The organism is Weissella cibaria KACC 11862 (assembly GCF_000193635.1).
GTDB lineage: Bacteria > Bacillota > Bacilli > Lactobacillales > Lactobacillaceae > Weissella > Weissella cibaria.
In genome coordinates, this window is sequence record NZ_AEKT01000005.1 from 1 (window position 1) to 20,217 (window position 20,217).

The 20,217-nt window shown below is 45.4% G+C and carries 18 protein-coding genes and 1 pseudogene; 4 read left to right on the plus strand and 15 right to left on the minus strand.

Translation table 11 applies throughout. The features are described from left to right. The 7 genes and pseudogenes from ESE_RS0100750 to ESE_RS11235 all read right to left on the minus strand — a co-directional run. Positions 1–752: Eco57I restriction-modification methylase domain-containing protein (locus ESE_RS0100750; RefSeq protein ID WP_010369625.1), on the minus strand; the 752-nt coding region annotated here is incomplete at its 3' end. After that, positions 752–4,006 carry a DEAD/DEAH box helicase family protein gene (locus ESE_RS0100755; protein WP_010369627.1) on the minus strand — a complete coding sequence of 1,085 codons (3,255 nt, stop codon included), beginning with the start codon at positions 4,004–4,006 and terminating at the stop codon, positions 752–754. The genes ESE_RS0100750 and ESE_RS0100755, both read right to left, overlap by 1 nt. A gap of 2 nt (positions 4,007–4,008) precedes the next feature. After that, positions 4,009–4,953 (minus strand): hypothetical protein, encoded by a 945-nt coding sequence (locus ESE_RS0100760; RefSeq protein WP_010369630.1) that lies wholly within the window; start codon positions 4,951–4,953, stop codon positions 4,009–4,011. A gap of 216 nt (positions 4,954–5,169) precedes the next feature. Next, positions 5,170–6,078 (minus strand): quinone oxidoreductase family protein, encoded by a 909-nt coding sequence (locus ESE_RS0100765; protein WP_010369632.1) that lies wholly within the window; start codon positions 6,076–6,078, stop codon positions 5,170–5,172. Positions 6,079–6,148: 70 nt separating this feature from the next. Beyond that, positions 6,149–7,123: a Ppx/GppA family phosphatase gene (locus ESE_RS0100770; protein ID WP_010369635.1), complete on the minus strand. Its 975-nt coding sequence runs from the start codon at positions 7,121–7,123 to the stop codon at positions 6,149–6,151. An 18-nt stretch (positions 7,124–7,141) separates the two neighbouring features. Then, positions 7,142–9,193, minus strand: coding sequence for a polyphosphate kinase 1 (ppk1, locus tag ESE_RS0100775; protein WP_010369638.1), 2,052 nt, complete (start codon positions 9,191–9,193; stop codon positions 7,142–7,144). A 118-nt stretch (positions 9,194–9,311) separates the two neighbouring features. Further along, positions 9,312–10,706: pseudogene (locus ESE_RS11235) on the minus strand (FAD-binding oxidoreductase). Between the two features lie 358 nt (positions 10,707–11,064). Here ESE_RS11235 and ESE_RS11240 point away from each other — a divergent pair. Further along, complete coding sequence (locus ESE_RS11240; protein WP_010369639.1) at positions 11,065–11,808, plus strand: DUF4352 domain-containing protein; 744 nt, start codon at positions 11,065–11,067, stop codon at positions 11,806–11,808. Between the two features lie 335 nt (positions 11,809–12,143). Here the strand turns inward: ESE_RS11240 and ESE_RS0100790 are convergent, their stop codons facing one another. The 4 genes from ESE_RS0100790 to ESE_RS0100805 form a co-directional block, all read right to left on the minus strand. Then, a complete protein-coding gene (locus tag ESE_RS0100790; RefSeq protein ID WP_010369642.1) occupies positions 12,144–12,629 on the minus strand; it encodes a hypothetical protein in 486 nt (161 codons plus the stop codon). Positions 12,630–12,707: 78 nt separating this feature from the next. Then, positions 12,708–14,573, minus strand: a complete 1,866-nt coding sequence (locus ESE_RS0100795) for a hypothetical protein (protein ID WP_010369645.1) — start codon at positions 14,571–14,573, stop codon at positions 12,708–12,710. 482 nt (positions 14,574–15,055) lie between these two features. Then, entirely contained in the window at positions 15,056–15,301 is a 246-nt protein-coding gene (locus ESE_RS0100800; protein ID WP_010369648.1) for a hypothetical protein, read from the minus strand. Positions 15,302–15,334: 33 nt separating this feature from the next. Next, positions 15,335–15,595, minus strand: coding sequence for a hypothetical protein (locus ESE_RS0100805; protein WP_010369651.1), 261 nt, complete (start codon positions 15,593–15,595; stop codon positions 15,335–15,337). Between the two features lie 312 nt (positions 15,596–15,907). Here ESE_RS0100805 and ESE_RS0100810 point away from each other — a divergent pair, with 312 nt between their 5' ends. Further along, the gene (locus ESE_RS0100810) at positions 15,908–16,273 is read left to right on the plus strand and encodes a helix-turn-helix domain-containing protein (RefSeq protein WP_010369654.1); all 366 of its coding nucleotides are present in this window, start codon (positions 15,908–15,910) and stop codon (positions 16,271–16,273) included. A 41-nt stretch (positions 16,274–16,314) separates the two neighbouring features. On the opposite strand, the gene ESE_RS0100815 is transcribed toward ESE_RS0100810, so the two are convergent. Next, the gene (locus tag ESE_RS0100815) at positions 16,315–16,647 is read right to left on the minus strand and encodes a hypothetical protein (RefSeq protein ID WP_010369657.1); all 333 of its coding nucleotides are present in this window, start codon (positions 16,645–16,647) and stop codon (positions 16,315–16,317) included. 286 nt (positions 16,648–16,933) lie between these two features. Between ESE_RS0100815 and pnuC the strand changes: the two genes are divergently transcribed. Then, the gene (gene pnuC / locus ESE_RS0100820) at positions 16,934–17,713 is read left to right on the plus strand and encodes a nicotinamide riboside transporter PnuC (RefSeq protein ID WP_010369659.1); all 780 of its coding nucleotides are present in this window, start codon (positions 16,934–16,936) and stop codon (positions 17,711–17,713) included. 68 nt (positions 17,714–17,781) lie between these two features. Here the strand turns inward: pnuC and ESE_RS0100825 are convergent, their stop codons facing one another. After that, complete coding sequence (locus ESE_RS0100825; RefSeq protein ID WP_010369662.1) at positions 17,782–18,423, minus strand: YdcF family protein; 642 nt, start codon at positions 18,421–18,423, stop codon at positions 17,782–17,784. A 53-nt stretch (positions 18,424–18,476) separates the two neighbouring features. Further along, on the minus strand, positions 18,477–19,409 hold the full coding sequence (locus ESE_RS0100830) for an ADP-ribosyltransferase (protein ID WP_010369664.1): 933 nt from the start codon (positions 19,407–19,409) through the stop codon (positions 18,477–18,479). A gap of 140 nt (positions 19,410–19,549) precedes the next feature. On the opposite strand from ESE_RS0100830, the gene ESE_RS0100835 reads away from it, so the two are divergent. Continuing rightward, positions 19,550–19,936 carry a hypothetical protein gene (locus tag ESE_RS0100835; protein ID WP_010369668.1) on the plus strand — a complete coding sequence of 129 codons (387 nt, stop codon included), beginning with the start codon at positions 19,550–19,552 and terminating at the stop codon, positions 19,934–19,936. A gap of 47 nt (positions 19,937–19,983) precedes the next feature. Here ESE_RS0100835 and ESE_RS0100840 read toward each other — a convergent pair whose 3' ends face one another. Next, positions 19,984–20,208 (minus strand): hypothetical protein, encoded by a 225-nt coding sequence (locus ESE_RS0100840; protein ID WP_134658205.1) that lies wholly within the window; start codon positions 20,206–20,208, stop codon positions 19,984–19,986. Positions 20,209–20,217: the final 9 nt, after the last annotated feature.

Below are 20,217 nucleotides of genomic sequence, written 5' to 3' on the forward strand. Positions count from 1 at the left end.
GAGATAAATGTTTCCAAATACCCAATTAACGGTACTCCAACAAATGGGGAACTCAACGTCTCTCCGAGCGATCCGGATCCGTTTGCTTTCGGAAAAATAACTTTATATTTTTCAAAATTTGAAGGTTCCTGCAAATAATCTCTTCTAAAATATTTAAACACGCGAGTGGCGTTTTCACGCCCGAGTATTTTTGCATACTCATTTCCGTCGTTAGGCTGAACATCATAGAAAATCTCACTCAATTTTTCGAAAGCATTTGACGCAAGCCTTCTATCCGAAGTCTTCGCTAATATTTCTGGACGATCTTCGTAGGCAAAATCGGAATAGCGATATGAACCACGATTAGTAACAATATCTGAAAATGAACTAAAGCCGGGCAGTGATACCACCTTCTTTAGTATTGAATTCAGCTCTTCAAAGCTAGTAAAGGTGCCAATTTCTCCAAAATTTTGGTCAGCACTCCGGTATAGAACAGCTACGCCACCCTTGATATCCGTATTTGGAAATACTGAGCCACTCTTTTGCTCGTAGTACGCTACCTTAACATGAGGATCATTTAGCATCTTTTGATTCCATTGCTTTGGGGTGCTACCGGCATTAAATAGGAATCTCGCCGGAGAAATCAAAGAAACCTCAGTACCTACCTTAAAAGCTAATTCATAGAACAAATGATAAATAGGCTCGTCTCGTTTACTCGTTCCTTGTGATTCTTCTTGATATGGGGGATTACCCACCACTACATCAAATTTCATTAATTCATACCTCCAAACAACTCGTCCATTTTAGCTTCAAAATCCCCTTCACCACGTGCATACGGCGTTGTGTCCAGGTAGACGATATGTGAATCATTGATATTTTTTGCATCACTATCAAACCCGAATATAAAGTTACGGGCGATGTTGTAGATAATTTCTGTGGGCGCAAACCCGAATACCTGGTTCTCCAAAATATGTTTTAAACGACTTGAATCATCAGGTATTTGTTCTTCCAAGCCATCATATAGTCGCTTAACAATTTCCGTGATGTACAATCCTGACTTCATGTAGAGGTCAGCAAATGTCTTGTTTGGGTCCTTGAATACTTCAGGATCCTCTTCCATCAATTCATCCACCATTATCTTCACCACTTTCTTCGGTGTGAAGATTTGGTTCGTTTGCTGTGGTGGGATGTAATCAAAGATATCTTCTTCGTTATCATCATTGAAGTAGTCCGCCAGCTCGACACGCTTGTTCAAAAACTCCTGGATTGACTGATCAAACACCACCTCATCAAAGAAGTTGTACGTGTCTCGTAGTGTACGGAACTGCTCTAGAGTGATGCCTGTAACTTCCTGGAACACCGCATCCTTGATAGTTGTATCGAACGAAGCGAGCGTTGTTTCGGGGGTTCCATATGCCATAAGGAAAGAAGGAATGGTGCGTGCGAAGCCACGAAGACGCGCACGTATGTCATCCTCGACAGTTGTCTTTTTCTTTTCTTCACTCTTCTTCAGAATCGTCTCTGCAGTGTCCTTTGCAACCTCTTTCGTCTTCTCAGCCACAACAATCTCAACTTCTTTGCGGAAATTCTGTTCGATTTCTTGTTGCTTAGCTTCGTAGGCAACTTTCGCCTCTTCTAACTTCACTGGGTTGCTTTGAGCTTCCTGAACTTCCCTCTTGTAGATAACCGTGGCCTCGTTCTGCTTGATTTTAGCCTTCTCTTGTTCGACTTGTACTTCACGGGCAATGGCGTTGGCACTCTGAGAAACCACTGCTTCAGCGGCCTTTTTTGTGACCCCTTGTTCCTTTGCCAACTCGGTAGCACCTTCTTGAACCCGTTCCTTGAATGCATCTGCAAAAGTTTTTGCCAGATTATCTGTAGCCGGTGTTACATCTGCCGGGGCAGCCGCAGGCACTTCTTCATAGATTTTCTCACCAAACTTGGCAGCGGTCGTGCTAACAACAACTTCTTCAGAAATCGTAGCGTTTCCTTCATCATCGACCTGTACATTCTTAGTGTCGATTGGCTCGTCTGTCTTAGTAGGTACAGACTTTCCAGGAGCTACCGGATTCAGGTTTTCTAGAATTTCTCGAGCCCCAGCGGATGCGAAAATTCCAGACACATTTTGGAACAACAAATTAGACATGAACCCATGACGAACAACCTCTTGTGCCTTAACAGTCTTTGGAATAGTCAGCACTTGATTAACATCAAGCTCCACCATCTTCCCTTCACTATCTTCTGCAATGACAGGGAAGAAGTTAAGCAACTTGCGGATATTTTCCTTACGATCTTCTGACGTACCGCCACCCTTAGCAGTCTTGTTACTTAGGTTGTTTGCAAATCCATCATAGACTTGCAAAGTGCGTTCTGGAGCAAAATCGAACACGTAGGCATTTTCCTTTTGATGCCATTTCCCGTCAACTTCATATTCCCATGGATTTTGGGCTCGGAAGGCCGCCTGCATGTAGAGACTCTGTGACTTCATGTTTGAAAGCATCATGACAGCCGTCCACTCTGGTACTGTGACACCAGTTGTCAGTTGTCCAACAGACAAGGTAATGGTCTTGTCATTTGACTTAATTGCTTCACGCACCCTGTCTAGTGACTTTTCGTTAATGGTTTGATCATCGTCAATTGCACGACCATCCCCAGCGGCTAGAACGATTTTGTAATTTTCGAAAACAAGGTGTTTCTCTAGCAACTTTTGAAGTGCCTTAGCACTTGCGACACGATTGAGTATCCAGAAGGTATGCTTTAGTTCGTTACGTAGCGCATGCGTTGAGAAAGGATACTTTTCATTGTGCGTTAGAGAATCCAACCACTTCTTGACATCTGATTCATGGACAAACTTTCCTTGATCATCCGTCTCAAAGAACTCGTTAAGGTCAAAAGCATACTCCTTGCTTTCACCTTCAATGTTCGCGCCTTGGTTCACTTCATCAGTAATCATCTGACTCATCTGATACGAGAACATACTTAGACGTGGCAACAATGCATAGGGGTTATTCTCTTCTGACTCAACTGGCCAGTTCACCTTTGCCTCTTGTTCATCTGTGTAAGTCCAGTTGAATATTTGCTCTTCTGCGAACTTGCCCTCCGCGACGGCTTTGAATGGAGTTCCCGATAAGTGCAACGTGAAGTTTCGCTTAATCTCGTTGAAAGCAACGTCAGTCTTAAACGTGTCGACTCCTTCGTGGCTTTCGTCAACAACAAGCAAATCCCAATTGATTTGCTTGACCCAAGCAAGTTTGTCATAACCACCACCGAAGGCGATGGCCCCCTTCAAGTCCTGGAGAGAAATGAAAGCAATTTGTCGCGTATTGTCCGTTAGACTCTCAATGTACTGTTCACGGGTTAGCACCGGTCGATCCTTGAGAGAGTCCGATGTTGAAACGAACTTATAGTTCGTCTGCCAAGCAATAAACTTCTCAAAGTCATCGAACCAAGAGTTAGCGATGGCCGGACGATTCGTCACTACCAATACGTTTTCTGCGTGCATTTGTCGGGCCAAATCGTACGTAGTCAATGTCTTTCCGAAACGTGGCTTAGCATTCCACAAAAACTCACTACCCGGATGCCCTTGTGCATACTCCAACGTCTGGCTTACTGCAGCTTGTTGCTCTGTGCGAAGCCGGTACTCCAGCTCTTGTTTAGCCTGGTCATTTACATTGCTTCGAAAATCTTCAAAATCTTCCTCGGCACGTTCCGGGGTTCCATTGTAGTAGAACCACTCGGTGTGTGGTCGTTGATCCACACCTTTGAACTTGCGTAAATAAGCATGCAATGGCTTATCCTTGAACCACTCGTCTGAGTTGCTAAAACGTGCTGCGTGATGCCAAAGCACATTGTACGGTTCTTGGAGCGCAGCTGTTTTTGTCTGCTCCTTGATTCGCGTTTCAACATCCTCACGTTCCGTGTACCCAATCTTAATCCATCCCGCGTCCTCTTGTCGTTGTGGCAATGTGTAGGCATAGATTTGTGGGTAAATAATTTTAGTTGTTTTTATCTGCGTTTTCTCACTCATAATTAGTGTAACTCCTTATCAAAAGGCTCCATTTTATTTTTCTCCCAGTTCATGACTTTTACCCGCTTTCCGGGCTTCACGATCCACTCGTCATCCTCTTTGTCGTCGGCTTCATCATCAAAACCAAGCATCCCAAACAAGTCCATTTGTCGATTCATGTTTCGTTCTTTTTTCTCTGTAAGCGGCACAATGTACTTCAGGCCGTCCATTTGAAAAATATTGTAGCTGATGATTTCAGCTATTTTCTCAAACAAACCATATAGTGGTTCTTCGCCCCACTTGTCAAAGTAATAGTCACGATATGTGTAAAGCAGATTTTCACGTGCTAAAAGTAGTGAATCACCACTCCACTCGAACCCAAAACTTGCTTTGTATGCTTCTTCGGCAAGTCTCTGCCACTCAGCTTTGTCAGAAACTTCTAGGTTGATACGCTTCATTTTTCGGTCGACAAACCCAACACGGTCAGCGATAGGGATCGTATCACCAGTTTCCATGTCGTATCGTGATGCCATGTAAGGAGCCTCACCCGCGGTTATTTCCAGCCAACGACGTTTGGTATACGTTTCCAAGTCATCATTTTCGTATTGCTTATTCACCTCTGAATTCTGCATATCAACAATCCAAGTCGGCGTAAAAACTTCCGCCTTAGTCTTAGTTCGTTCCTTTTGAAGCTCCCTCGTCTTTAACGCACGAGGTTTAATAATGCCATCTGAAAGGCCAGTAATAAGGTCTGGCTTTATTTGAGCGGTTGGCGCATAGTCCTTAATACCATAACCAAGATAATTATCGTTCGCCCAAATAATATTTCGCCGTGTCTTAGCATCAGATGTAGTTCTATCCACAAGTAAAATATCTAAGATATCTGGCATCGTCTCCTTAATTACATTTTCCTGAATGTCACTTGAGGTAACTGGATCGATGGGTCGCATTTCATTAGTAATTTTCATTTTTTTGCGGCGCCGTTGACCGGCACGTTCCTCCACATTAATTATCAAGGTATGTCAACATACTATATCTTTCATTTTACCATTACATTGCAAAAGTAGGGTTTTGTTCATATAGTAATGTAAACAAATAAATAATAAAAGAAAAAAGCCCCAAAATGAGGCTTCCAAAAGTGTATACAAATTTAAATTAAAATTCATTATATATATTTTTTAATATCAACGTTCAACCGTCAAAATCAACTTACCGTGCACGCCACCCTGTTGCAGACGTGCATAATCCAACCGCACATTATCAGCGCTCAATGGTAATTCGCTATCAATCACACTGATAAAGCGACCACTGCTCAAACGATCCAACAAAGTCTGAACCGTTTCACCACTCGCTTGGTTAAAGAAATGAACAAAACGTGGATCACGATGTGAACGCGATACAATCGACAAGACATGACCATTTTGCTTAGTAGCCTTAAATGAGGCCGCCAACACCCGATCTGAACCGACCGTATCGTAAACTGCATCATACACAGCCCCGTTAGTCGTAACATCATCCGTCTTATAATCAAAGACCGTCACTTGCGGGAACTTCTCGCGCAACATTTGTAAGCCCCAGCCACTGGCCGTGGCGCTCACTTCGGCACCAGCATCCAGTGCGGCCTGAATTGCCATTAATCCAACTGAACCCGAGCCACCGTGAACCAGAACATGTTGGCCAGCCTTAACTTGCAATCCGCGGACAATGCCACTGTATCCAGTTTGGCCACCGAGCACAACCGACACCGCGGCCGCGTATGTCACATTATCAGGAATGTGTGCCGCCAATCGCTCCGGCACTAATACTTCTTCTGCGTAGGTTTCACCGCCACGGACATTAGCGGCCAACCGATCACCAACCTTGAAGCCACGAACATTGCGACCAACCGCAACAACATCCCCAGCCACCGACGAACCCAAAATCATGCCATCTCGACCGCCACGGCTACCGCTCCCAATCTTAATATCAATTGGATCCACTGCAACCGCGCGTGTCTTAACCAAAATTTCATCAGCTGACACCTTCAAATCACGGACCTCTGCATCAACTAATGAATCGAAATCACCTAACCGATTTAGTACAACTGCCTTCATGTTTCTTGCCTTCTTTTCTTATTTACGAATAGTGTACACCTGCCCAAAATAGGTGGCGTAAAAATGGCCCTTAATCGGCATCAATCGTTAATTGACGCGCCTCAGGGTTCAAAACATGCTGATTAGTTAACTCTTCAATCGTCGCAAACAGCACGCCTTCACGTATACCTGACTGCGAGAAGATGACCTTATTACTATCGATAATCGTCAATAACGTCACAATTGGCAAAACGCCCCCGATAATAATATCGCCACGAGCCTTCGACAGACCACGAATTCCAATGCGCTCCGCCTTGTTATCACCCAACAACTCAGCAAAAATATCATCGACCTCGTCCTTAGTCATTTGATAACCGTGCACGGGTAAGTCCAACTGATTACGACGGTGACGCATAATCTTAGCCAACGTTCGGTTAGATCCACCGATTGCAATAATCGGCAAGTTCACCGCATTTGCTAACCAAGCAATATCATGGAAATATTTATTCGTCGCCGTCAATGCGTTGAACAAACTCTTCGCACTAACCAGGTCTTTCTCCAAGTGGGCTTCCGTAATATTGACGGCCCCGATTGGTACACTGATTCGTTGCACCATCTTACCGGACTTCACTAAAATCATTTCAGTCGACGCCCCACCGGTATCCAAAATCAGCGCATCATTAACCGGTAACGAATTCATAACGCCTTTGAAGTCATACACCGCTTCCTGATCGCCTGAAATCACGGTCAAGTCAAAGCCCATCGTTTCTTTAAAGCGCGCTAAAAACTCCGCTTGATTGCTGGCCTGACGTACAGCAGCCGTTGCAACGGCCCGCACGTGTACCTGTTCATCAAATGTCGTATAAATTTCTTTAAATTCAGCCAGTGCCACCATTGTCCGGTCAATCGCATCCGGTTGAATCACTTTCTCATCGCCCATCCCCGCTGACATTCGCACCATTTCTTGACGGCGGTCTAATACTTCATATGACCCATCTGCATTAATGCGATTGACCATCATGCGAACCGAGTTTGAACCAAGATCCAAAATTGCTAATGTAGGCATAATCTCTCTCCTCCAGTTTTAGTCGTTTTCATTTTCAGCTGCGATTAATAAGCGTTCTTGCACCGGTACCGGATCTGAATCCGCCTGTAACTTACGTCGGACATACCGCCCATTACGGGTTTTATTGAAGCTTTGCGCGCGGTCTGCCCACATCTGCCGGAAAATTTTACGAATACGGTGTTTCAACGCCGCATCGTGAATTGGAAACAGCAGTTCTACGCGCCGGTCAAAGTTACGAGGCATCGCATCCGCAGACGCCAGATACACCGTCACATCCTCTTTGTCCCGTTTAAACAGATAAATCCGTGAGTGTTCGAGTAACCGCCCAACAATTGAACGGATTTGGATATTCTCACTCACATTCGGCAGGTTCGGCATCGCTGTTGCAATCCCCCGGACCAGCAAATGAATGTGCACCCCGGCTTGGCTCGCGATATACAACCGTTCAATCAACTCCTGGTCCGAAATGGAATTCACTTTGAACCAGATTTCGGGGCGTTTACCAGCATCGGCTGCGACAATCATTTCATCAATCTGTTCAATCAAGGTCGCCCGCAACATATTTGGTGCAATTCGAATGTCAGCCAGTTCTTGCGGTTGTGATGCTTGCCCCGTCACATAAGCAAACACACGCCGGACATCAGCCGCCATGTGCTCATCAGCAGTAAACAAACCAAAGTCCGTGTAAAAGTGAGCCGTCTTATCGTTGTAGTTACCCGTTCCCAAATGAACAATCGTGCGACCGTCACGGACAACATAGGCCATCTTGGCGTGGACTTTCATCGCTGGAAAACTTGTAAATACGGTCACGCCAGCAGCTTGTAGTGTATCGACCAATTTCAAGTTGTTTGGTTCATCAAACCGGGCCTTAATCTCAACTAGCGCCACCACGTGTTTACCCTCCTGGGCTGCTTGCGTGAGCGCCGCCACAATTGGTGAATCATGCGACACCCGATAAATAGAAATGCCAATTTCTGACAACAAGTCATCATGCGCGGCCCGCTGGAAGAAATTCAACACAGCGTCATAACTGTCATACGGATGATGCACAAGGTAATCCTGCGCCACAATGTTATCAAAAATATCAGCCCCTGCCAGCGCCTTCACCTGGTGTGGCCGGTATGGGTGATAATGCAAGAAGGCAAACTCAGCAGCTTGGTCCTCCTGCTTCAATAAGTCATTTAATTCAGTCACAAAATCATACGCCAGTGGGCCCTTAACCTTAAAGACGTGAAGCCGGTCAACGCCCAAAACCTGCTGCAAATGGCGTTTCAATTCGGCTGGCATTTGCGCCGAAACCGTTAAATTAATTGCTGGCGCCGTCGCCCGTTTATTAACCTCTGCTTGAATGGCATCCACCACATCAGTCGTTGACTTTGGCAAAATAGGCATGCTCATATCTTGCAAGATACGGAATTGATACACCTGCTTATCAGCCAAGTCAGTCGCTAAATCGGCAATGTACGTCGTCATGACATCGGTCGTCGTGACAAAGCGGCTGTTAGGTCCCGGCACGCGGATAAATCGTGGTGTCGTCGCTGGCAAGGCAAATGTCGTCCAATCGGCATCCCCCGTATGACCAACGACATAGTTAATCGTCCCGTTGGATACTTCTGATAGACTGGTCGCGTCCATTGTCTTTAAGGTCAACTCTGGCTGAATCGTCTGCTGAAAAATCCGGCGGACCGCTGCCCGGTCATGTGCCTTTAAATCCGCCACCGGCAAAATCGGTAAATGCACATTGCTCAAAGCAACTTTCAAAGCTTCATAACTCTGGTATTGGTGCCGCAACTGTTTGCGAATGGCATGACGTACCGCGTTCATTTGTTGTTGTGGCGTCATGCCCGCCGGATCCTTCTTATCATCCCCAGCTTGAATATCACGAATCAAATCCGCCATGCGGACCATGTACCATTCATCAAAATTGCTCTGCGTGATACTTAAAAAGTTTGCTCTTTCCAAAAGCGGCTGGCCCGCATCTTGACTCAGCGCCAAAACCCGTTCATTAAAGGCCATCCAGCTTAACTCACGATTCATAAAATCGTGGTGTGTTAAAAAGTCTAATCTCATGAATAATCCCCTCCCCCGAGTGACCAAATTATACGCCTAATCGGTCCCAATTCTCCAGTGAAAATGAGAGAAAAATGACAAAGCGTGCAAGAATGTTACAACTTGCACGCTTTGATGATTAATTAATCTTTACTTGTGGGTTCAATAGGCCCATTGGATCCAATAAGGCTTTGATTTGGTGTTGCAAATAATCCGTCTCCCCGAGTTCATAATTGTTCCACTGATTTTTCTGCAAACCAACCGCGTGTTCACCTGAAATCGTCCCACCACGGCGAATCGTTTCCTTGAACATATCGCTAATTGCTTCCGCTGCACCAGCTGGTGGCTCGGTCACATTTTGGTCCCAAACAATTGACGGGTGGACGTTACCATCCCCAGCGTGCCCAGCAACATATAACTCAAGACCATACTTCTCGCCCAGTGACGTGATGTAATCCATCATGCCGGCCATTTGTGACAACGGCAAGGCCATGTCTTCCATGACGTGGTTCTTATCCTTGAAAATAGCTGGCAACATATCCTGGCGCAACTTAAGCAATGCCGCTGCCTGCTCAGGATCATCCGTTACCTGAACGTCAAAAGCACCATTCGCCGTCAACGTTTGCTCACTAATGTTGAGAATTTCAGGTGTTGAGAAATCCAGCTTGAAAATCAGCATCGTCGCGTGTTTGTCAGCGTAGTGCGTGCCTTCAAAACGGTCCAAAGCAGCCACAGTTGCTGCGTCGAGCGCTTCCAGCATGGTTGGGTAGACACCTGAACGACGCAAGGCCCCGGTTCACTTAGCTAAATCAGCCATATCCTTAAAGAACGCAATCCCAGTTAAGGGCGTCCCTACTGGAATTGGACTCAGCTTGACGGTGATTTCAACAATCACACCTAGCGTTCCTTCCGACCCAACAAACAATTGTGTCAAATCATACCCAAACGCCTGCTTCAGCGTACGGCCACCTAACGTCACTAAACGGCCATCCGCAAGCACAACCTTCACACCAAGAATATTATCCTTGGTGACGCCATAACGCACGGAACTCATACCACCAGCGTTTGTTGACACATTACCACCAATACTACTGATGTTCTTTGAGCCTGGGTCAGGCGCGTAGAAGAAACCAACTTCACGGGCAGCTTTATCCAAATCGTTGTTAATTACCCCTGGCTCAACAACTGCTACAGAGTCATCGGGATTCACTTCCAAAATATGGTTCATGCGATCAAGTGACAAAATCACCGCACCTGACCGGCCTCGTGATCCGGATACCACACTGGTACCCGTTGCCTTGGTAATAACCGCCAAGTGGTACTGACGGGCTACGGCCAATACCGCTTGCACATCTGCAATCGTGGCCGCTTCAATGACGGCGAGTGGTAGGATTACTTGGTCAACCACTGAATATTGATCATCACTATACTTATACAATGTGTCTTGATCAGTTAAGACATCACCAGTTACGACCTGCGTTTGCAAAGCCGCAATAATATCCTGGTTCGAGAACGCTGCAAAATTAATCGACATCACTTCGACCTTCCGTTTCTCAGCTAGTGTGTATGTTACGCTTACATCTTAACTCGCTTACTAAAAATAAATGCAAAAGTCCGGTATTGTGGTGACACCAGAACTAACCATCCTCATTAATGGTAATTTCTCAGAGATTTATAAATGTATTCTCCCGCCAGAATTACAGACATCATCAGTTCCCCCAGAGGCAAAAATTGCTTTACGGGGGGATTTTTTTGTTCTGAGAGCCCAATCAATAAATCGTCATAATTATCTGATACCTTTTATGCAAATACGATAGAAATAAAATTTTCTCTATTGCATTAAACACGTCCAGATAGGATCGACGTTAAAAGCTGCAAAAGGAGTCTTTGTTTTGGAAAAAGCAAAAGAAAAAAAGGTTCTTGGTATCATTGCATTGATTATCGCCATTTTCGCGCTGATCTTATCTTGGGTACCAATTGTAAATAATATAGCAGCCATTTTTGCTGTTCTTGGTATCATATTGGGTGTTATTGCACTTGTGATTAATCGCAAGAATAAAAAGACAATTGCACTCATCGCGACTATTCTGTCAGTTTTATCAATCATAGTTGTATTAGCTACTCAAGGTTTGTACTCGAAAGCGATTGATGATGCCACTGGGAAATCAGACAAAAATGTCACCTCAACCGCTTCTTCAACTGCTTCATCAGAGAAGAAAGACGATACCACAAAGAAAACTTTCAAATTGAGCGAGACCGTTAAACAGCAAAACGGACTGGAAATTAAGGTCAACAATGTTAAATTCACGCAAGGAACCGAATACACAACGCCGAAAGCTGGTACTCAGTTTATCCTAGTGAACGTTACTCTTAAGAACACGGGAAATAAATCTGTCAGCTATAACCCGTATGACTTTAAGCTCGATGATAATGGCAATCAAACGGATATGAATTCTTATGCCGGTAGTGATGAACAGGGAAATCCCGTCGTATCAGATGATTTACATTCAGGTACTTTACAACCTAACGCAACCGTTTCAGGAACCTTGGTTGGTGAAGGAAACCCTGAAAATGACATTAAACTTGCTTCTGTCGACTACGATGGCGAAATCAACTGGACAATTAATTTGAAATAGCTATCTCTCATCCATTAATTTAGATGCAAAATTTTCATCAGCGATTACTCCTAGAATTCTCACATCCAATTGATACTCTAAAGGAAACATTTGGAGGGCATCAGAATGGTAGTAACTTGCGAAAATTGCGGTAGTGAATTCAACACTAACGACTTAAACCCTAGTTTTAGCCTGGGAAGATGATAACAATGAGTTCCCATATTGGACGTGTCCAGACTGTGAATACAACAATTTTGTTTACGATTTGGATGATAACTAAAATGAGCGCACAACCCGATTTCTGAGGTTGTGCGCTCATTTTTTATGTTTCAATCAGTTTGTTAATTGCACCAAGCTCAGCAATCAACGGTCCAAGTTGTTTCATCCGGGGTCGCCGTGTTATTCACGCCATCTGAGACAAATTCAGCCCGAATATTTTTGGCCTCCCGAATAAGTTTAACGAGTAGTCCGCCAATTTTGATAAACAAGCGTAGCAACTTCACAACTTTTTCTAAAGCGGCCGTGTTCAAGGTCATCGCCGCCATCCCCAATTGGGCATTGTATGTCGTGGTCGCATTTTTCTGAACCCGTTCGTCATTGAAAAATGCCCACATGACATCGTTCGCTTCCCCACGCGTCACAAACTTGCCGAACTTGTGATCCAAAGCAAATGCCAATTGCTCTTTCGAGTGAATGACCGGGTTGCCAGCATCATCCAAAACAACATCGTCAAGTAACGTCATATTTTTACCATGTGCAAATCCAAGCCCTGAAACAGCCAGACCGCTTAAATCCGGCTGATGTTGTGCTTGCTTTAATTTTTCTAACTCAGTTGGTGTCATTAGACCGTCCTCCTCTAGTTTCACGGTTGTTTACCGTCATTATACCGAGAACCGGTCAAAAACCGGGCATCCAAACTTTTAGTCAGCTAAGGCTAAGGCCATGTTGAGCATCGTTGAAACACCTGGGTTGGCCTCCACCCGCACATTCAATTCAGGATCCTTGCGAATGACTTCGTAAGCTTCCCAGACCGTGTGGTGATGCGAACCATTCATCACCACAATCTTCAAATCATACTTATCGTTCCACAGCATGTCATTGACTTTGCCCTCACCAATCTTTGAGGTATCAATCCAGTCAACTGCCGCACCATATTCTTCAATACGGCGCTTAGCCATCCCGGCTGACTGACCAAACCAGGAAACAATCATCACCCGTTTACCAGCTAAGCGGTCATCAGTATCATGCGTCTCCGGTTCGGCCGGCTCATCTTTTACTTTGGTCGCTGATTCATCAATCGCCCGGAGGCTCCGCAAGATGACAACCACATTTGTATCTGACCGCACCTTAGCTGAATAAATAACGTGCTCGGCAATTGTGGCCGTATCAATGCCATTATAGTCAATCTGGTCATCCAAACTGCTATACGTCACATCATTCAGGGTCACAAAATCCCAATAGCCGGCATTTTTCACGAATTGCCCCTGCACCTGCTGCCAAAGTGATTTTTCATCATTAGTTAACGTGTTGTACTTATCAACCAAGCGATCAAGCCGGACATAATCAGTAACCGTATCTGCCGACAAGTTTGCGATTAGTAAATCCATCATCTCCCGGTTTGTCAGCGTGGCTGGGGTAACAGCGGCCGGTACTGGTTCCGTTGGCGTTGGTTCGCTTGCGACTTCAGCTGGTTCGGTTACCGGTGTCGCCGGCACACCTTGTTGCAGCGTTGCAATTTTCTCTGCCAAGACATTCATAATGGTCACCGCATTGGTATCATTAAACAGCCCAGTTGCCGTCATCGTTGGCTGTGGTTGGGTAACAGCCGTCTGGGCTAATTCACCGTGTAACCGGTCGTTTTCCTGTTGCGCTTGCGCTAAATCAGCTTGCAACGCTTGTTGACTAGCTGCCAATTCACGCACTTGCTGACGGAGTTGTTCATTCTCGCGCCGGTTATTGTCTTGCTCACCATCCGCAATCTCAAATTCATCGAGACGCTTTTTATAGGTCATCAACATGTTATTAGCAGCGGCAAGCTCAGTCGCTTGCTGCTTAAGTTGGGCCTGTAACGCCGCTTGGTCGTCGGTTGTCGCGCTTACGGATGTCTCGACGTTGGCCAGGTCTTGGCGAAGACTATCTGCTTCGTTTTCAGCAGTGACAGCCCGGGCCATGTTGGCTTGCGCTTCCTTCTTTAAGGTCTTGTTGGCCTTGTTTAATCGGTTGATTTCACTTTGCAAATCCGTCACTGTGGTATCCGGCTGGGGGTCCTGAGCAACCGCCATGTCAGTCATCCGGCGCTTCAACGGTTTAGCTGGTCGGCGAGCAGGTGTCACCTTATCATCTGGTCTGAGTTCGAAATAGTCTTCAAGTTGCATCGCGTCGTCGATCTGTAACAACGCCTGTAGATCAGCATACGAGCGCGTCCCTTTCACCATCATTGATACCGCGGTTGCGAAGTCTTCATATTCCATCATGATATCGCCACGGTCGGCGTGCGTGACCATGTAACGACCCAAATGTGGCTTCACCTCATATTCAGTCAACGCAAGTGGTTGCTCCTCATTTGGAAATGCAGCCATCAGTGTCTCCTGCAGTTGTTGCAAGACAATTGCTGCTTTCGTATGAACCACACTTTTCTGAGCTACTGATCGGCCCATTAACTCCTGCAAGTTTAATAACTTGTGTTGGACCGTTTGTGCAAGTGGCGTCGTCGTTTTAGTCGTACGGGTCACTTGTGTTTGTTGCTGTAATAAATGTTTCAGTTGTTTCTTATTAACCTTTGCCATCTCAATACCCTCAAATCTCATTATTCTCTTGCGGTGTTGCCAAACACCATGTGTGAAAATCACTATTTCTAGCATAGCACGCCACCCCAGTGTTTGGCAGAAGTTGCGTCTTTGGGCATATACCAAAAAGACCACATTACCGGCCTCGCTGTGCACGGTGATGTGGTCATCCCAAAATAACGGTTCAATATCATGCTGCTTGAGAAAAGTCAGTTGGCAAAGCGACACAATTTGACGGCATGTTTTGAACCCTCCATTAGTGTAGTCCTTTCCAGAACACGTGGCACAGATGTCTGGAATACGTTGTTGTTAGACTGACTAATACCTGAATAGTGGAACTTTGCCGTAACCGCGTGTATTCGGCGTACACTTACTTAGTGGCTTCCGCATCGTGCCACACCTTCTATAATCTCAACAATCACAATATTCTTGATGCGAAAAAGCACCGGACCTACGCAACTGCGTGAGTCCGGTGCTTTTAGTTAATTGTCTTGTGTCAATTGCGCCAGTTTCTTTTCGAGCGTTGTGACCAACGTCAACAGTTCCGCTTGTTGATTAAGTAGCAACGCATTTTGCGTCTCTAAGTAGTCAAAGCGCAATGCATCACGATGTTCCAACAGCCGCCCTCGATTTGATTTCAAATCCAGTTCAGCCGCCATTTCATCGCGATCTTTCTCTAAGTCAGCAAGTCGTTTTTCAAGATTTTTTCGATCGTTCTGTCTAGTCATGCCGATATCATCCCCTTCCAACGACAGCAACCCTTATTTAGCTGAGAGTCCTGTTTCACGCGCTAGTTGGTGAATCGTCGTATCATCAACGTGCAATTGTTGCCGAATGGCCGCGTATGACACGTGGTCACGTTGCGTCAACAATTGGGTATACCGTTCAACCAATTGCGCATGGTACGCCCCCTTGTTCAACCCTTGGGTTTCAATGACGGGTGCCGTGTCAATCCCCGTTGACTTCGTGAACCCGTAGTGGATGTTACCAATTCCTGTGCTTGATGCATCAAAGTTTGCCATATTAAATCCCTCTTTGCACACGTCGAAACGTGTTGCTTAATACTTTCTGTCAACCAATGGACCAAAAACGAAAAGTCACGTTCACAACCTACCACAGTTGCGGATCATGACTTTGTGACTGACATTTTAAATGGGTGATAACACTTTTAATCTCCCTCATGTTATTTTAATACTTTTTGTAAGTAAATGGGCAAAAGTCCGAAAAAATGGCGTTATTTCCTTGTTCGCTATATAATCGTTTGACGGATCCACCGCTAATGGGGTTCAATAGAAGTATCACATAGTCGCATTCGGCTAGAAAGAAGCTTTCATATGGCAGCATTCACACCCATTACTTTTAATCGCATTAAAGAAATTGCAGATGAACAAGGCTATTCCCTTCGAACTATTAATAATGTGGCCGAATTAGGCACAAACACCATTTACGGTTGGAAGTTTAAAGAGCCCACCATTGCTCACGTCGAGGCCGTCGCGAACGTACTGGGCGTTTCAGTCAATTACTTGCTGGGCTACACCGACAGCCGTGATAACAGCGTCGAGACCTTACCCTTGGAATTTACTGAGATTGATACCGACATGGAAGAAATCGTTGCCTTGATTGAGTCGGCCGGTCTATCAAAGTTGCAACTACAAACCTTGAAGCGTCTCATTCAAAAAGATTTAACGCAATTTGACTAACAAAACCGCGTATCCACATGGGTACGCGGTTTTCATTTTGATTAGAATTGGGCGGCAGACCCATAATCTGTCCGATAAGCACCGTTTACGCCAGCCAGTTTACCAATTTCACGTAATTGCGCCACATAAGGCGCAGCGCCATCCGGCAAGGTGAAGGTGCGGTTGAAAACGCTAAAATCAATATAGGCCACTAAGCGGTTCGCCCACCGACGGGCATCCTCGCCTCGTTCCATACGGGTTGCCACGCGTTGGGCCACCAGCAAAAGTTCATTAATCACATCAGCCTCGTTCAATACCTGCTGCAGTCCCATCACTGCATCTAGAACTTGAGCCCGCTCCAGCCGATCAATACGGCGTTGCTTATTAAAAAACATCGTACTACCCCCTTACGGACAGTCTAGCACTTTTTCGGGTGTTGAAAAGCGGATATTTTACTTATTAAATTCACGCTTGCTATTATGTCCCTTTGGCGTTAAAGTTATGCCACGTTGACATTTTAGCAGCGCCGACCGGAGCTTGTCGTTAAACAGCTCAGAGGGTTTTACGGGATACAACCGCCTCTCAAAAAACAAACCGGCCGGTACAATTTTTGTACCAGTCGCATGTCGCATGCGCCCACGTTACCGAATCGGTGGGTTTTCAACAATCGGAGGAACACCTATGTTCTCATATCACTCGCTCGCATCAGCCACATTGGCAATGCGTCGCACCATCCCAGCACCTCACCAATTGTGGGATGCTATTAACCCGGTCACAATGGTCCGGGAACTCGTCACCTTAAATCGACGGGAGCACCTGTTACTTGGCAGTATGTTGACCGCCTCGGTTATCGCCTTTGCTTTCCAGCGCGATTACTCAACAATTGGGTGGATTGGCTTATTAACCTCGTTTGCCACGGCATTCAACTTAATTCTGGTTGATCGTGGGCGGTTAACGAATTACGGTTGGGGCTTAATCTCAACCAGTACTTGGCTGGTAATTGCCTTTCATAATCGGTTAATTGGCGACATATCATCACAACTGTTCTATTTTATCGCACAGTTCGTTGGTATTGCCGTTTGGCACCAGTCAATTGCTGCCTCGCAAAATGATGCCGTTGTACCAAGACGGCTCACCAACACGATGGTCATTTGGGCCATTGGCTTTTCACTGCTATTATATGGTGCAAACGTCGCGCTATCCCATGCACTACACGGTAATCAAATCTATTTGGATGCCTCATTGCTGGTGCTGGGTGTTATTGGCCAGATTTTAATGACCTACGGGTACCGGTCACAGTGGGTTGCTTGGCTCATTCTGGACGTCATTAATGTCATCATTTGGGCTGTACAACTCCGTCATGGCGGCGCTGCGGCTCTATCGATGTTGGTGCTGCAAATTAGCACTTTGATTAATGGGCTCTATGGTGCTTACTTATGGTTCCGGCCACAAACTGCATAATAACTAATACAAAGGGTGTAACCGTCGCTGGCAAGTCGACTGGTTACACCCTTTTAAAATGATTAAATTCACTGCAAATAGGTCGTATAACCCTGCGCAATTAGGTATTCATACGCCCTTAGAACTTGATCTGGCATAGTTACTGGAACCTGGAAACCCTGGTCCGGGTACGTCAACAAACGTTGCGTATCGCCCACCATTAGCGCAATCATCCGTTCAAGCGGTACATCATTGGTTGGATATTGTTCAAATGGCATGGCTGGTGAATCAATATACCAATCAACTTCAGGCCATTGTCGTTGCGCTGTCGCCATCGCCCGGCGACCGAGATACGTCTTACTGACAATCAGGCCACTTCGGACGGTAATCTGCTTCGATGCCAACAAGCGCTTCGTAAATTGAAAGTTTTGACCAGAATTGGTCGACTCATTTTCAATGAAAATTTTATCAGCCGGTACACCAGCTGCCCGCATGATCTCTGCATATTTTTCAGCTTCCGGAATTCGCCAGAGATCACGAGTAATTTTACCAAAGCCACCAGCCGCCACAATGAAGTCAGCTTTACCTTGCAGAAATAGCTTGGCAGCATGTTCAGCCGGACGTAGGTCGTGCGATCCCATCGTCAGGATAAAATCTGCGTGATTGGTAGGTCGTTCTTGATGATGAAAGTCATATAACACTTTGGCAGCTGTTAATATTTTTTCGTTCATTGCGCACCCTCCGTCCGTAGCTTTATAAAGTTTCTGTCTGCGCGTTCATTATACTACTTCACATACTTCAGACTAACTAACTTGTTATCGCCTAAATCAGCAATCCCAGTGACCTTAAACTGACTGCCGTGCTTGATCAAATATTCTTTCTCAATCTTCCAATCTGACAAGTTACCGATATAGGCACCTGTTGACTTGCCCTTTGGCAACGTGATTTCAAGGACGATGCCCGTACCGTACTTCTTAGCAATTTCTTGGTCAAATGTGGCACTCATATAACCTTTATCACGGTAAGTTGCCCCAACCCGTAACTTGCCAGTCAACCCGGCCTTAAAGCCATCCGTCGACAAGCCACGCCAAACCGTGGTTGCCTTGGGATTCTTAAATCGCTTGAACGCCGTGTCAATTGACTTAATTTCGGCCTTGGTTGCTTTTGAGGCATGCTTATCCATACCGCGTAACCAGTTATTCATATCACCATAATTTTTGCTGTATTCGTTAATGGCAGCGACCTGCTTCTTTGACAAATGCTTGGCCCAGGTTTGGCTGTACTGACTAAACTTGGGTTCGTCCTTCGACATTTTGGTTGCTGGATCCTGATGATTCAATGTCAGTCCATCTTGTGACAACCCCTCATCATTCAACACGTAGACGTACTTCTCTGTATCAATCTTAGGCAAGTCGGTTGACGTCACTGTGTAACCGCCCAAATCGGTATATGGGCCCGACAGCTTTAATGTTTCACCAGCCTTCATGTAGTAAATCTTAACCAAGGTGGTGCCGTCAGTCATGGTTTTACCCAACCGCAACTTTTGGACTGCAATGGCATCCCCTGCCAATGTATAGTTAATGTTCGACTGTACAGTTGCGGTTGTTGCTGATTGACTACTTTGCACGCCGTCCGCATGTACAGCCACTGGCGTAGTCGTTCCAATCAAGCCAGCAATCCCAAACGTCACCAATAAACTTGTTTGCCACATCTTCATAGCATTCATCCCCAATTCACACTTTTATTATGTCAATATTATGACGCGTTGTAACATTTCTGACAAATTGAAAGTTAAAATACGTCGCTAAACTAAATTTACGATATACTAAAACTAACTATAAGAAAGGGTTCGTCCATATGATGCCACTTAGTCTATTTATTTTGGCCGCCATCGTCGCGGTAATCGGCATGATTTTTTATAACACAAAATCTGACGCAAAATCTCGTTTCCCTATTTTGATTGGTGTCATTGCAATTGTTGCCGGCTTGTTCTTTGTGCCTAAGCAACAGCTTGAAGCTGGCACAACACCAATTGTTAAAACCATTTTTGGTACCCGCGCTGCCGCAAATTGGCAAGCCAACTGGTCAACCAGTGAACAACAGTCCGGCTGGTTAAAGGTTCAAGTATTAGATAAGCATAACAAGGTTGTCAAAACCATCAAACAGACGAATACCAACGTCATTAATGTCGCCGATATTCCAGATGGTGGCATGGTTAAGGTCAGCGAGACCACCGAAAAATAAATTTACCGCAAAAAGTCCGAAACAAAATGCTGTTTCGGACTTTTCATTTACCGCCAACCAGCCATGACGACAAGTTCAACAAAAATAATGGCCACACCCAGTAATGCAGATAATGTAAACGCTGCTTTTTTGGTCTCACGCCGTTTCAAAATACCCCATAGCACGTAACTCAGCCCCATGACGATATTCAATGCTTCCATATGGTACATATACCCAATCAAAAAGGCTAAGGTACCGATAAACGGTAGGTAATCCACAAATTTTTTCATCATGTTGTCCTT